Source organism: Mesorhizobium sp. M2A.F.Ca.ET.067.02.1.1 (assembly GCF_004023285.1).
GTDB lineage: Bacteria > Pseudomonadota > Alphaproteobacteria > Rhizobiales > Rhizobiaceae > Mesorhizobium.
This window is the reverse complement of the sequence record NZ_RZSB01000062.1, coordinates 1-14,300: the sequence shown is the minus strand read 5'-3', so window position 1 is coordinate 14,300 and position 14,300 is coordinate 1. Positions and strand designations below refer to the sequence as shown.

Annotated in this window: 11 protein-coding genes and 1 pseudogene; 1 reads left to right on the top strand and 11 read right to left on the bottom strand. The window is 58.0% G+C overall.

What is annotated here, in order from left to right; genetic code table 11:
- Positions 1–1,141 precede the first annotated feature (1,141 nt).
- A complete protein-coding gene (locus EOA28_RS41115; protein WP_245265439.1) occupies positions 1,142–1,666 on the bottom strand; it encodes a transposase in 525 nt (174 codons plus the stop codon).
- Positions 1,667–1,757: 91 nt separating this feature from the next.
- Positions 1,758–2,132: pseudogene (locus EOA28_RS41110) on the bottom strand (IS110 family transposase); the annotation flags it as partial.
- A gap of 701 nt (positions 2,133–2,833) precedes the next feature.
- On the opposite strand from EOA28_RS41110, the gene EOA28_RS08035 reads away from it, so the two are divergent.
- On the top strand, positions 2,834–3,751 hold the full coding sequence (locus EOA28_RS08035) for a LysR family transcriptional regulator (protein ID WP_024505887.1): 918 nt from the start codon (positions 2,834–2,836) through the stop codon (positions 3,749–3,751).
- Positions 3,752–3,799: 48 nt separating this feature from the next.
- Here EOA28_RS08035 and EOA28_RS08030 read toward each other — a convergent pair whose 3' ends face one another.
- The 9 genes from EOA28_RS08030 to EOA28_RS07990 form a co-directional block, all read right to left on the bottom strand.
- On the bottom strand, positions 3,800–4,603 hold the full coding sequence (locus EOA28_RS08030) for a TIM barrel protein (RefSeq protein WP_024505888.1): 804 nt from the start codon (positions 4,601–4,603) through the stop codon (positions 3,800–3,802).
- 164 nt (positions 4,604–4,767) lie between these two features.
- On the bottom strand, positions 4,768–5,829 hold the full coding sequence (locus tag EOA28_RS08025; protein ID WP_024505889.1) for a LacI family DNA-binding transcriptional regulator: 1,062 nt from the start codon (positions 5,827–5,829) through the stop codon (positions 4,768–4,770).
- A gap of 272 nt (positions 5,830–6,101) precedes the next feature.
- Positions 6,102–7,388 (bottom strand): dicarboxylate/amino acid:cation symporter, encoded by a 1,287-nt coding sequence (locus tag EOA28_RS08020; RefSeq protein WP_126063813.1) that lies wholly within the window; start codon positions 7,386–7,388, stop codon positions 6,102–6,104.
- A 377-nt stretch (positions 7,389–7,765) separates the two neighbouring features.
- Complete coding sequence (locus EOA28_RS08015) at positions 7,766–8,527, bottom strand: sulfotransferase (protein ID WP_024505871.1); 762 nt, start codon at positions 8,525–8,527, stop codon at positions 7,766–7,768.
- Positions 8,528–8,816: 289 nt separating this feature from the next.
- Positions 8,817–9,605 carry an ABC transporter permease gene (locus tag EOA28_RS08010; RefSeq protein ID WP_029356621.1) on the bottom strand — a complete coding sequence of 263 codons (789 nt, stop codon included), beginning with the start codon at positions 9,603–9,605 and terminating at the stop codon, positions 8,817–8,819.
- Positions 9,606–9,608: 3 nt separating this feature from the next.
- Positions 9,609–10,523 (bottom strand): nodulation factor ABC transporter ATP-binding protein NodI, encoded by a 915-nt coding sequence (gene nodI / locus EOA28_RS08005; RefSeq protein ID WP_024505873.1) that lies wholly within the window; start codon positions 10,521–10,523, stop codon positions 9,609–9,611.
- A 260-nt stretch (positions 10,524–10,783) separates the two neighbouring features.
- Entirely contained in the window at positions 10,784–12,109 is a 1,326-nt protein-coding gene (nodC, locus tag EOA28_RS08000) for a chitooligosaccharide synthase NodC (RefSeq protein ID WP_032899868.1), read from the bottom strand.
- Between the two features lie 15 nt (positions 12,110–12,124).
- Positions 12,125–12,784 (bottom strand): chitooligosaccharide deacetylase NodB, encoded by a 660-nt coding sequence (nodB, locus tag EOA28_RS07995; RefSeq protein WP_126057632.1) that lies wholly within the window; start codon positions 12,782–12,784, stop codon positions 12,125–12,127.
- Positions 12,781–13,371 (bottom strand): NodA family N-acyltransferase, encoded by a 591-nt coding sequence (locus EOA28_RS07990; protein WP_024505875.1) that lies wholly within the window; start codon positions 13,369–13,371, stop codon positions 12,781–12,783. The genes nodB and EOA28_RS07990 overlap by 4 nt, the downstream gene beginning before the upstream one ends.
- Positions 13,372–14,300 lie beyond the last annotated feature (929 nt).

Here is a 14,300-nt window from a genome sequence, read left to right as displayed (position 1 = left end):
ATCACGCTTGGGCAACTGACAAAGCCCAATGCTCATAAAGCCGGATCAGGTCCGGCCGGTGTGTGGCGTAGGTGCAGTATGACGATGTGAGCCGCTACACCGTGCGCGTCTCCCAGTCTGTCCATAGGCTCGGAAGAAGTCGGACCCGGTCAGTTGCAACTCCCTTTCCCAGCACTCCACTGCCCGGTAGAGCGCATGAAAAATCTCCTTTCGGGCGGTTTCTTAAGACGCTCGCCACGCCATGAGGCAGTGGGGGCATCGGTGTGCGTCAGGTGCTTCTGCCCATGCAGGATTCCAGAACATTGATGAAATCGTTTGTTTCGATGAAAGGCATCCACACTTTGGATAGTTGACCACGCGTTTCAAAGATCGTGAACTACATCTCGTCGTTGTGCTCGACGCACTCCCGACAGAGCGCAACCTCATGGGCGCGGCATGCAGGATTAACCGAGCCCAGCCGGTCATGAGTGCGGCCGGCGCTCGGCTGCTCGATTATTTGCGCGATAAGCTCGCGACCATGTCCGCGGAGGTATTCAAACTTAACGCTGCGTCCGGGAGCTCTTGCCCTCCAGTTCGCGACGCTCTCCCGCCCATCCAGTGCTCGTTTATTTCGTCGGATAGTTTGACCCGGCTCTACCGAATCGCCGCTTCAGGATCATTCTTCCCGATTTCGTCACGCTCGTATTTTCTGCCGCGTCCTACACCGATTGGGCGCGAACAAAACTGAGCGCCTTGGAACCCGAACCCGTGCGTCGTGACCGGGAGCATCCGGGGCGAACTCATCCGCTCGGGGGCATCGCATCACCGGACGGCGACAGGCACGGTCGACCGGCATCTCGGCATCGGCTGGGAATTCGTCCATGGTCTGCATTGGCGACGACGCTTCCTGAGGCCACGTAGCCCTTATGCCAAGCTGGGCGCCCGGTTTGCGGCATCCGTGCCTACCCTCTTCGGACCTCGTGGGTTCCAACCGGCGACGAGGCGTGCATAGGCGCCCTCGGCCTGCTCCACCCAGCGGCGCTCTTCTTCCCGGTGGCTCTTTATGTTGTAGGCGTGCGCTCCCTTTTGGCCGCGCACAGCCTTGCTCCCGGCCTTGAGTTCCACATCGCGCAAGCTTCTTGGCATGCAGGGAGGGTCGAGCCTACGCGTAACTCTCGCCCTTCTCAACAGATGACAGATCACGACAGAGAGTTTGCGTGCGGTTGCCACGGCCGCGACATGCTGTCCGCGCCGGGCTCGCACGCCGCAGGGAGAAGGCTCGCAACGGTCCGGGAGCACGAGCGGCCGCCCAGGCCGCCTCGACGAGCATGCCGCGCGCATGACCACGGCCCTGCTTGGTGATCCGCCCATGGTAGGCCGGACCTGGCCGGACTGCTGGACGCTTGGGTTCAACCCGAGATAGGTCACGAGCTTCTGCGGATCGTCGAAGCGCGACACGTCGCCGATCGCCGCCCTTCATCGCCAGCGCGACGGTGATGTCGACGCCGGGAATGGTCATCAGCCGCTTCACGCCTTCATCCTCGAGAGCCGAGCGGACAAGATCGCGTTCGATGACCTGGAGGTCTTCGCCCAATCGGTCGAACTCGCGCAGATGCCCATCGATCGCGAGGCGCTCGTCCTGCGGTACGACCTGCTCGATTACCAGGTCCGACCCTTGGCGCCGCACAGGTCGGCATGCGGGCAGGACGGATCAGGTGGCTATGAAGGATCGACTGGATGACGCTCTTCAATCGAGATCTCTGTCGGACAATCTGATTGCGCCGTGTCACCTGTCGACGCAGAGCCTGCGTCGGCTCGTCCGCAATCCAGACTTCTGGCAAGAAGCCGCTGGCATAGAGCTGCGCAAGAACGTCGGCGTCGATCGTCGTTTTGATCTTGGCATAGGCAACGATAAACACCTGTTTCGGCTTGGCGATCCCCACCTTCTTCACATGCGGCGCAATCACAGCTGCAGCGGACGTCGCGCTGCCGGTGGCCTCGATCACCCCGACATCGTTCGGCGACAGCTTCGCGGCGAACGCCGCCAGCAGATCGCGCCGCATGTCGACGCGGCCGAGTCGCCTGAGCCTGCCCTCCTCCCATGCCACTGCTTCGGCGAAGGCGCGGTGAATATCCAGTCCGATGATAAGCATGCCCGTTCCTCCTTCTTGGCTCGGTCAAAGACGGGAGCTGGCGGGCAACACGACATCTACTGATCCGCGCTCGCAGCGCATCCGGGAAAGTCGCCAGGGGCGGCCATGTAACGAGCTCGGGCTCTCAGCCCACGGTCTATTGACGGCCTGCCTGCACCTTTGTGCTCCCGGTGCCCCACGTCCCGGATGGGCTCACCATAAGGGCGTTCCAAAACAAGAACAGCAGGACGAGAAGACACCACAGATCACATACCGGATAGCGGCAAGGCCAAGCGCTTCGTTCAGATAGGCTTGCGCCAATGGGCTTAGGCCGAGCCTACAACAGCTCTCAAAAACGCTGCCGGACTGCTGCATTGGCTCGCCGATACAATTGGCACAGGCCTCACGGCAGCTTAGGATCAAACCGCCCATCAGTCGCCTCGGACTGGAAAGGTGCACCCTATTAGATTCCACGCCCAGCTAGGTCGGGGCCGCCGAAGACGCTGGTTGATAGCCCGGCGCCATCGGCCCGGCGTTTCAAACTGCCAATCTCTGACCTGCACAGTACGAACGATTGCTCGCTTCGGCAGATCACGCGGCTCATATGTCGGACCTTAACGTCATCCATCATAAACTTTTTGCGACAAAAGATTGCAAGAATGCTAAATTGTTAAAGTCGTTTGTTTCGGTTAAAGGCATCCATCCCATGGATGGCTGATGACATGCGTTTCAAAGGACTTGATCTAAATCTCCTCGTTGTGCTCGACGCACTCCTGACGGAGCGTAATCTCTCGGCGGCGGCACGCAGGATCAACCTGAGTCAGCCCGCCATGAGTGCGGCCGTCGCCCGACTGCGCGATTATTTCCGCGATGAACTGTTTACGATAAGAGGTCGCGAACGATTTCTAACCCCGCGTGCGGCAGCATTTGCCCCCGCAGTTCGCGACGCTCTCCAGCACATCCAGTGCTCGATTATTTCTTCGGATCCGTTTGACCCAGCTCGAGCCGATCGCCTCTTCAGGATCATTCTTTCCGATTTCGTCACGCTCGTGTTTTTCGAAAAGCTTGTGGAGCGTATTTCACGGGAAGCCCCCGCCGTCAGCTTCGAACTGCTGCCTGTCGACGATAGCCCCGATGAGCTTCTCCGGCGCGGTGACGTCGATTTTCTAATTCTACCGGATATGTTCACGTCGAGTGTGCATTCAAGCATTGCGCTGTTTGACGAGAAGCTCGTGTGCGTAGGCTGTCCCACAAACAAGCAGCTGCCACAGCAGCTTACATTCGAGAGATACATGTCGATGAGGCACGTCGCGGTCAGGTTCGGGCGTACGATGAAGCCGTCTATCGAGGAATGGTTTTTGCTTGAGCATGGCCTTAAGAGACGTGTCGAGGTCGCCGTGCAGGGCTTCAGCATGATTCCACCTATGGTGTCCGGCACAGCTCGTATAGCGACCATGCCCTTACGGCTGGTCAGGCATTTCGAAAAAACGTTCCCCCTGCGGGTTATCGAACTTCCGCTGCCATTTCCCACATTCACCGAGACCCTCCAATGGCCGGCCCTCCACAATAGCGATCCGGCAAGCATCTGGATGCGGGAGATAATGATACAGGAGGCATCTCGGATGGCTGCCCCGCTGTGAACCCTCGGAAAATTCAGGCGCACCTATAGTCACTACACCTGTCACCATCTACTTTGACGACAATAGCCCTCGCCGGATAAAGTCGATGCTGGCGGCAAGTGCGCCTGCGAGATCGTCCAGAGAATGGACTTCCTCGATCAGCTCGAACGAGAAAGGTCCCGCGTAGCCGCCATCCAGCAGCGCCTGAATCTGGCTGCCATTGTCGGAACCTGCAAGAAAGCGATCGGGGTAAATCCAGAAGGTCGGGTCGTTTACGCTTGAAATGTGCACCAGGCCGGTAAGCTCGCAGAACAGGCATGTCTCCCCGGCCAGGGTGTGGTGGAACGTGTCGTGCACGAGGCGAAAGACGGACTGGCCATCAACCGCGGCAACGGCCTCGGCCGCTTCCTTCTTTGATCGAAGCGAGCAGGTTCGGAAACCCAGCGGCTCGATGAGACCGATCAGACCCCGCGACTGGAGGATTGGCTTGATCTCGTTTAGAGCGAAACGAAGATTGTCCTGGCGCTCGCTATTGGTGGGCCACGAGCTGCGGTTGGCCGGCACCAACACGAGCGTCTCTGCCCCGCACGCCGTCGCATAATCGGCGAGGTTGCTTGCCTCGGCCTGACGCGTTGGAGTCCAGTCGTTGAACCGCTGCAAGGCGTTGACAGAGATGATCGTGACGCCCGCTTCGGTAGCGGCAAACCGAACGTCCGCAGCCGGAATGCCGCGTGCGACAGGATTGCTGAAATGAGGGTAACGGATTTGGACGTCGGTCAGGCCTTGGTCACGGGCAAGCGCGAAAAGCGCACTGACGTCAAGGCGGGGCGCCGCCATGTGATCGAGTGCAAAGCGGGGCGATACCTGGCGCATTGCTTGACTTTCCTTCCATGAAGCGCGGCTGCCATTTCGGCATCCGGCTTCTTTCAAGACGGAACCACGCCGGTTCACAGATCGGACAGAGACGGCCGAGTCAATCGAGCTTTCCTTTCATCGGTGAAAGGAAAATGGGCGCTCATGATAGAAATCCATCAAGGTCAAATATTTTCCGGAAGATAAATGTCGAACGGCAGAAATGTCTGCCCCGGGCTCTCCGCGACGCCGGCTTTGATGGCCCGCTCCATTGCCATTATCAGCTCCTGGCAAAGTCGGCGCATTGGCGTGCCGACCGCCATCGTCAAGATGTCATCCGCAAGCGCCCCACGTGACTGCGGCGTCATTTCACTCACGATCGCGACGAGATCCTGACCGCTCCCCTCTTCTCGGAGCGCGGAAATTGCTCCCTCTATACCCCCGCCGGCCATATAGAAGCCGACGAGCTCTGGTTCCCGCTGCATAAGATCCAGCAATTTTTCGTAAGTGAGCTGCCGTTCATCAAGGTTCACGAGCGGATCAAGCACCTCGAATTTGGGCGCGTTCTCACGAAAATAGGCACGAAAGGCCGTTTCCCGCGTCGCATGCGCCTGGAAGCGATGGCTTCCGACAAACACCGCCACCTTGCCGGGCCGTTTTGCGGCCTTGGAAAACACCCAAGCGGCAGTCCGTCCGACCTTGCTGTTGTTGAGGCCGATGTAGCCCTCGCGCACGCCATCGGCGAAGTCGGATAACAGCGAAAATACCGGGATACCTTTCGCCTTGAGCTCCTCGACTGATGCTGTGATTTTCGGGTGATCGGCCGCCACCATGGCGATCGCCTGGCAGCGGCTTCCAAGGTCCTTAAGAAGCGGGAGCAGGTCACGCGGCAAATGTGACTGCGCGAACTCGATGATCGGAAGGCCGTGGAAGGATTTAGCCATACTGACCGACTCTTCAATATTGCGAGCGAAATCTTGGTAAAAATCGTGGGCAGGTTTTCTCAAGATGAAGCCCAGCTTGTAGTGCGGCAGGTGCTGCTGCAAGCGCTGTTTGATGAGACCGGCAGCATGATAGCCGATCGCGTGCGCGGCCGCATGGACCCGCTGGGCGGTCTCCTCTCGCACCGGAAGGCGGACGTTCAGAACCCGATCGACTGTTGCTACGCTGACTCCGGCTTCGCGGGCGAGATCGGCAATTGTGACGCGCTTTCCCCTAGCGATTCTGATCGGCCGGTCCTCCGTCATCCGGTGCGATCCCGCGACGGCTTGGGGCGGCAAGCTGAAATAGTTACCACACCCCACGGTTGATAACGCATTCGACGAACAGCGCTCCATGCGGACCCAGATGAGTTTCCGTGAACCGTTCGTTTGCTTAGGGGCTTCATGGTGTTGTATTACTCTCCGCGTTAGTACACTATTTCCAGCGCTCTTTGGAGGCCGGCAATTCGACTGCTGTGAAGGCCGTGACTTACACGTCGCGCTATTGCTTGCTTGCGGGGAGCCCGTTTGATGTAACCCTAACCGCGGAAAGCGGCTTCCATCCGGGACTGGTCCAATTCGCCTTCCCAGCGAGCGACAACGAGCGATGCCACCGCATTACCGACTAAATTCGTCAGCGCGCGGCATTCCGACATGAAGCGGTCCACGCCAAGAATTAGAGCCATTCCGGCAACGGGAACACTCGGCACGACAGACAGAGTAGCGGCCAATGTGATGAAGCCGGCGCCGGTGACGCCTGCCGCACCCTTCGAGGAAAGCATCGCAATTAGCAGCAGGAGGATCTGATCGGCAATTGACAAATCTGTGTTCGTCGCCTGCGCGATGAAGAGGGCGGCGATCGTCATGTAGATATTGGTGCCGTCCAGATTGAATGAGTATCCAGTAGGGATGACGAGACTTACGACCGAACGCGCGGCGCCGGCCTTCTCCATCTTCTCCATGAGCGAGGGCAGCGCGGCCTCCGAGGAGGACGTTGCCAGGACAAGCAGCAGCTCGTCCTTGATGTAGCGGACAAGAGAAAAGATCGAGAAGCCGTTGCAGCGGCAGACCACGCCGAGAACCCCGAACACGAAGAGGAAGGCGGTCAGATAGAACGTCGCGACCAGTATCGCGAGGTTGGCCACCGAACCGATTCCGTATTTGCCGATCGTAAAGGCCATAGCGCCGAAGGCGCCGATGGGTGCAGCCTTCATCAGAATGCCGACGAGCTTAAAAATGGGGGCGGTGAGCGCCTGGAGAAAGGTAACGACCGGCCTGCTCGTCTCTCCGGTCATCGCCAGAGCAATGCCGAACAAGACCGAGAAGAACAAGACTTGCAGGATGTCGCCTTCCGCGAAGGCACTGGCAATCGTTGACGGGATGATGTTCATCAGGAAGCTGGTCACGGACTGCTCGTGAGCCGTGGCCACATAGCCCTTAACGGCTTCGACATCGAGCGAGGCCGGATCGATGTTGAGGCCGGCGCCAGGCTGAACGATATTCGCGACAATCAGCCCGACAACGAGTGCAAGCGTCGAGAAGGTAAGGAAATAAACCATCGCCTTGGCGGCAACTCGGCCGACCTTCTGCAGATCGCTCATGCCGGCAATGCCGGTCGCAATTGTCAGGAAGATGACAGGTGCGATAATCATCTTGATGACTTTGATGAAGGCATCGCCGAGCGGCTTCAGGCTTTGGCCGGTTTCCGGATAGAGGTAGCCAATTGCGGCTCCAAGGACCATGGCGGCAAGTACCTGCACGTAGGTCCGGGCAAAATGGCGCTTGCGGGGCGCTGCGATCGCGCGGGGGACTCTTGGAACCAACATCGTTTCTCTCTCCCTGACCGGATCGGGGTGGGGGCTCCTCCTTCTCCCATGCTGCGCTCCGGTCGAGCGCTGCTGTCATCTCGGAGCAAGCGCCGTGCCAACTGGACGCCTGTCCCGTCCAGCGAGATTGGTGCAGTTGCGCACTGGAACCCTCCACCTTGCCGGAATTCTGCACTCGAGGCTCGCCAAAGATCGCGTCTGAGGAAGTGCTTCATCAGAGAGGGAATTGACCAGGTCGCCTTGCGCCCGTGCCCTTTGATGTTCGCCGCAGATCGACTGCCGGTTGCCTTGGTGACTTTGGTTTGTCAGTTTTGGAACGGAATGCGCGCAAACTGCAGGATATCCTACACGCCCATCAGAGCACGCGGTACAAGCGATTAAGCGTAGGAGCGCATTGAATCTCCGAGGTCAAAAAATCTTGAATAAGGTCCGCGTGCGAAGTGAATCCGCAACTCGTCAAAGTTCTCCACCGTTTGATCAAGCGGTCGCGTTTCCTGGCGCTGCAAGATGGCGTTATCTGATGGCTCAAGCGCTGGAACGCCCAGGAAATCCCAAACCGCTCCCAAGCATTGGGCAGGTTCGTGAAGTAGGCTCTCGTATTCCATTACAAGCAGGTTGGTCGACGTGAAGGAGTCCATAACGCGAGCGTGAAAATCGTCGGCGGCTTTGAAATAAGCCTCACAGTCGGCGATTGACAACCTGACGCTCGGTGGCCGAGCGGTATCGTTGTCCGAGCTGAACTTCAGCCACTGACCGCTTTCCCTGGCCTGCACAAAGGATCGGAGCGATTCCAATACGTTTCGGCGAACAACGAGGATGACCTTGAGTGCTGGCCAACGAGCTAATTCCGCAAAGAATGCTGGACGCTCGCGAAACTGAGGTTCATTGATCTTGCAGCCAAGATGCGTCACATTCTTGTAGTCGCGCATAGGGCAGCGCACATAGGCAAGCTCAAGAAGCTCGCGATCCGTGCCTAGCAGGCGATCCGTGCTGGGCCAATTGGGATCATATTCGTTTAGCAACTCACCGTTACTCAGAACGGTCGGATGCTCGTTTAGCAATTCTTCTAAATAGTGTGTTCCGGTCCTTGGCATAGCAAGGATCACAAAAGGCTCAGGAGTTGGTTCGTTGTGGGTCATTGCATGTGTATCCAACTAAATAATGGCCGCGACGGTCTGGGGACGCGCACAAGAAGCTTGGCTGCTATCGCTTGAACGCTCCGGGTGGGTCCGCGCGCCTCACCACCCAGCCTGTACTCCGAGGTGTGGTCGCGAAGATGGGCGCGTGCCTGCAGCGGCTGGGTGGCGCCCGGCTTCGGCGTTGTTGTACCACTCGCGATTCCTGGCACACGCATGCCTCCGGGCCGCTGGGGGCAGTTTGCAATCCGGCATTGCGGACCTCCTTCTCGTTGATGGGCGTAGGTAAGCGTCAACGCATTAGTCGTCGATGAAACAGTCCAGCCGACAGAAAAAAAGGCAATACAGCGAACATGCAAAGTGCGCCTATATGCAGCCCTACATTGTCGCCCAGGCGGCCGAGCATCACCGGACGGATTAGATCGATAGAATTCGCCAGCGGCGAGAAGGCCGCAATCTGCTGAAACACTCCTGGCAATTGGCCGACTGGAAAAACCGCGCCCGAAAGGAACAGCATGGGTGTGATGACAAGCGTCTGATAGAAAATAAAATAGTGATAACTGGGCGCGAGCGCGATGACGAGCATGGCCAGGCTCGCAAAGGCGAACCCGGTGAGAGCGATGACCGGCAGCACGTAGAGAACCGACGTCCACGCGGCATAACCTAGCGCGGCGGCAACAATCGCAATTGTCGTACCGGCCAGAAAGGCCTTTGTGGCTGCCCAGGTCAATTCACCGAGAACGATGTCGCCGAGGGTAAGTTGTGTGTGCAGGATTGCTTCCCAAGTGCCCTGATCGCGCATTCGACCGAAAACCGCGTAAATTGTTTCGAAGGTTGATGCTGTCATCGCGCTCGTCGCAACCATGCCGGCTGCCAGAAAGGCGATGTAGGATGCACCTTCGATGCGGCCTACCAACAGTCCAAGGCCAGTGCCGAGCCCGAAAAGGTAAATCATCGGATCAGCAAGGGTGCCGAGCATTGAAGCAAATGCCACCTTCTTCCATGCCAGATGATTGCGGCGCCACACCGCGATCCAGTTCCAGGCGTTGGCGGGTAGAGCGGCCGCAAAACGTTCACCCATTGCTCACTTCTCCATCTCACGTCCGGTTAACCTCAAGAAAACGTCCTCCAGACTGGGTGGACGCTCTAGAATACGCAGACCCGCTCGACCGCGAAGCTGGATGCGCACATCCTCCGGCTCAGGCGCATAGCAAAAGAGCGTCTCGCCGCTTACCTCGACACGCTGAACGTACGGTCTGATCAGCGAAATCAGCTCCTGTGGATTGCCGCCGAAGATCTCGATCACGTTGCACCCAATGTACTCGTCGATCAGCGCATGAGGACTGCCCTCGGCGATCTTGCGTCCCCGCTCGAGAACACACAGCCGATCACAAAGCCGCTCAGCCTCTTCCATGAAATGGGTGGTCAAAATGATCGTTTTTCCGCTCGCCAGCAGGAAACGAAGTCGCTCCCAGATCAGATGGCGGGCATGCGGGTCGAGGCCGGTCGTGGGCTCATCCATCACAAGCAACTGGGGGTCGTTGATCAGAGCACGTGCCAGCGTCAGGCGCCGCTTCATCCCGCCGGATAGCAGGCCGACACGTGAATCCGCCTTGCTCTCAAGGCGAGCGAACTCGAGGAGCCGTGGGATGACGGCGTTGATCTCTCTTGTACTCATGCCGAAGTAGCGCCCGAACACCAACAGGTTCTCGCGTACCGTAAATTCCAGGTCGAGATTGTCGAACTGCGGGACCACGCCTATGCCCTTGCGGGCCAAGCGGCTGCGTGCCGGCACTGGTAGACCGAGGACTGTTATATCACCCGCGTCAGGCCGGGTCATACCGAGGAGCATACGCGCAATCGTGCTCTTGCCTGCGCCGTTCGGCCCCAGCAGACCGAAGCACTCTCCCGATGCAACGGTGAAGGACAGCCCGTCCACAACGAGCTTGTTTCCGAATAATTTGGTTACGCCGGTAAGGTCGATTGCTACATTGGACATGCGTCTATCTCAAGCGGAATGAGTCCGATTGGCCACCGGCAGCTTACTTGCGAATTCTGGTTCAGAGCAGGCCACCGCCTTGAGATGGCACCTTTGGAAAGTCGCGGCCGGAGCGACGCGTGTATCGCTTCCGCCAAAGAATAACGTCAAGATGCCACGTGTCGCTTCCAGATAGTTCCCGTTCTGACCATAGGTAACTCGAAAGCTTCACCCCGTGTCGACTGACACAACTTACTCGGTCACTCGGCGCTGCAAGGCCGTCAGACTTCACCAGCTGTGAGCGAAAGATCTGCAGTATGAAGTGACTCCGCAATTCCAGAATTGCCCGCAGCATTTGCTCCGGCAAGCGGCATCGCGCTTGTGATTTCCTTTGTGCTCCTGTTGGGCAGGGGAACACTTTTACGCGACAGCCAATCGCTATTGCTCAATGTACACAGGGCGTAAGCCTTCAAGGGGATCAACAGGAATATCCTGATTAACGCGTGCATTGAATAGCCGATGAATCGAAGCTGCCGAGTGCGGAAAGATAACACCGTAGATCTGATTATGGTCATCGTGACAATAGCCAGCACCGTCCACCAATTTACTGTATGTGAAAATAGTAGCTCACCGAGCGCCGTTACTACCGCGATGCCGAGCAACAATGGGCCGAGATTCTCTCCCATCACATCCAAAGTTAGATAGCGATCCAGGCCACGCAGTAGACCTCGCGCAAGCATCGTGTCCCGGAAGGTGCTTCGTGCCCAGCGGAGTTGTTGGCGCAAATAAGGTCCCATCTTGTCCGGAACGACTGTCGCCGCGACGGCACCTGGAACGTACTCGGTTCGAAAGCCTGCTTTCAGCATGAGGATCGTAAGATGACGGTCTTCACCGAAGTCGCTTGGTTTCCCCCTGAACAGCTGCGTCTCGTATTGATCCAGCAGAGAAAGGAGACAAGACCGGCGGTACATTGCACATGGGCCGCAGCAGCACATGACCGCACCAAAGCGACCTTGCGCCGCGCGCTCCTCATTGCAAGCCAGCCAGTATTCCATATCGATCAATCGGGTCAACCAAGTGTCGCTGCGGTTGTATGCCGTCAGCTGGCCCATGGCCGCTCCGACCATGGAATCCCGCATTTTTACTGCAAGCTTTGTGATGACGTCGGACGCAAGTGTCGTGTCAGAGTCGACGCTGAGCACGAAATCTCCAGATGAGCGGCGGATGGCGGCGATCTGCGCCTTGCGTTTGCCAACATTCTCGCGGAGCAGAATGAAATTGAATCTCGGGTCGCCCTCGTAGGCGTGATGTACCGGGATGACGGCATTACGATTTCCAGAACCGTCGTCAACCAGATAGACCTGAAATGTTCCGGCGTAATCTTGATTTGCAATGGAAGCTAAACACGCCGCGAGTGTGCGCGGGTCCTCATTGTAGCAGGGGATAATGACATCCACGCTCGGCCAACGGTCGGATCCGAACAAGCTTTCCGACGGCGGCGTAACATTTTCCGGTTGGGAGTAGACCGCTTGCATGCCTCTGTAAACAGTCGAGAGCACCGCATAAGACGAAACGGCAACAGTACTGGCTGTGGTGAGAAGGTCCATAGGATCTCTGTTTGTTCAGGGGTGTTGAGGAAGTGATCGGATTACAAATCCGCGGCCGTGCAATTCTGGAATTAGGCGTGACAACGCTGTCACCGTCTGGTCGCGCAGACTGGCTTGATTGCCTGGTTGCAATTCGTCGGGAGCGCACCCGTCGTGCAACAGCACGATTGCGCCCGGCCGGATATCGGCGAGCACTCTGTCGACGATGGCGTCAACGCCGGGGCGAGACCAGTCGCGTGGATCAATGGACCAATGGACGGGCGCCAATGCCGCACCCGCTGATGCAGCGATTACTTCTTCGGTCCAGATGCCATACGGTGCACGAAAGTACCGAACCATGGCCTGCGGGCAAGCCATCCCTATGACTCTGTTTGCCTCAACTATCTGGCAGTCGACTTCGACGGACCCGCATTTGGCCAGGTCCGGATGAGTCATCGTGTGGTTGGCTATACCGTGCCCGTCTGTAATAATTCGGCGAACGAGTTCCGGCTCGTCGGCCGCGTAGGCCCCAACAACGAAGAAGGTCGCCGTCACCTGATGTTGCGCCAGCACATTGAGTATCTGCGGTGTGAAAAATGAATTGGGACCATCGTCAAACGTCAGATAGACGCTGCGCTCTGCAGTGCCATCGGCATTGTCACTCTGCCCTTCGCATATGTAGTCCAGAGGCTTCATAGTTCCGGACCGTTCCGGTCGATCAGGGTACCGGACGGCCACTCGTCCATCGAGCGTCCGATCGGCGAAACCAACACGAGTACGTCTTCCAGGCGCGTGGGCGGCAGGTCGGGATGCACATCTGGACGGGTCGATCGTACGCGAACGCCCGACACAATGTTCGCGAGGCCGGCTCTGCAGAATCTTTCGACATGGTTTCGCAGCGCGTGCCGAACCGTGCCGAAAGCGAATGGAACACCCAACTGATGGAGCACTGGGTACGCCACGCGCATCGAAAAACCGATTCCGAGCCCTTCAAGATCCGGACGAACCGCGTACAGGCCCAATTCAGCGACGATCAAGTCGACCTCGCCAACTTTGATGAAGCGCCGCAGCATGCCGATGTGAGCCGCTACCCCATGCGCGTCGTAGCCGATTGCGCGGAATTCCGGCCTCGCGCCGGCCCAACTGCGGCCGCCTTCGAATGGCTCCGCGTTGAAGGCGCCAGTCCGTCCATAGGTCTTTCGAAAAAAGTCGGAGAGTTCGACATGGTCGGCCAGTTGCAGCTCATTTTCCCAGCACAACTTCCAATCGACATTCGGGCGCATGGAAGACCTCACCTTGGAGCTGTCTGGTTGAGATAAATGTCCAAGCATTGGTTAAATAATTGGCATCGCACCAACGGGGCGTAACTTGTGGAGACCGCCGAAAGACCAAGCCGTAATGCAGATGCGACTGACTTTGTGCGCCCCGCACACCAGATGATGCTCCTCGGATCCAACGCAACCATGGGAACTACCTATCTTTCCAACTTGAAGCGCCTCTATGGGACCTGCAGCAAAAACGGTAAAATCCTTTGTTTAGATGAAAGGTATCCACGCTTTGGATAACTGGGCGAATGCGTTCCATATGGCTGGTCAATTATCGTCGTCACGCTCGAGGCACTTCTGACGAAGCGCAAAGCTCACGCCCGCGGCACGCGCGGCCGTTGCCGGGCCGCGCGATTATCTCCGTAAGAGCCGAGCGGAGCTCAGACACGACGATTGATCAGAATCTGATTCGCGGGTTCAGTATCTCTTTCGTGTATCCAGCTCTGGGCTGTCCTTTGGCGGGAGTTAGGTTCGCCCAGGTTCTGAGCCTGGGGCGTCGGCCCGTTCGCCGCACAGGCTCCTTCGCACATCGTCGAGGCCGAGAAAGAGGGGGCCACACAGCTCCCCCTGTACTTTCCACCACCCGACACCAGCGCTCACCCAGGGCGCCGGCCTTGCTCACCTCAACGGATAGCGCACTCGCGCCGCTTCACGATTAAAAGAATTCTACAAGCAGATGCCTGTTTGATCGTGAGACGTCCGCTGCCAATTCCCGCATCGCAGAGGCAGCCAATAGCGCTCGCTTCACATAGTGGTCCGGCAAGCAGCTAGATACGACAGGTGACCTCAAATGAGGCGTCTTGCATGGCTTCTACACCTGCCTGAATGCCAGAACTGCGTTCGTACCGCCCATGGCGAAGGCGTTGCTCATGGCGACGCGCACCTTG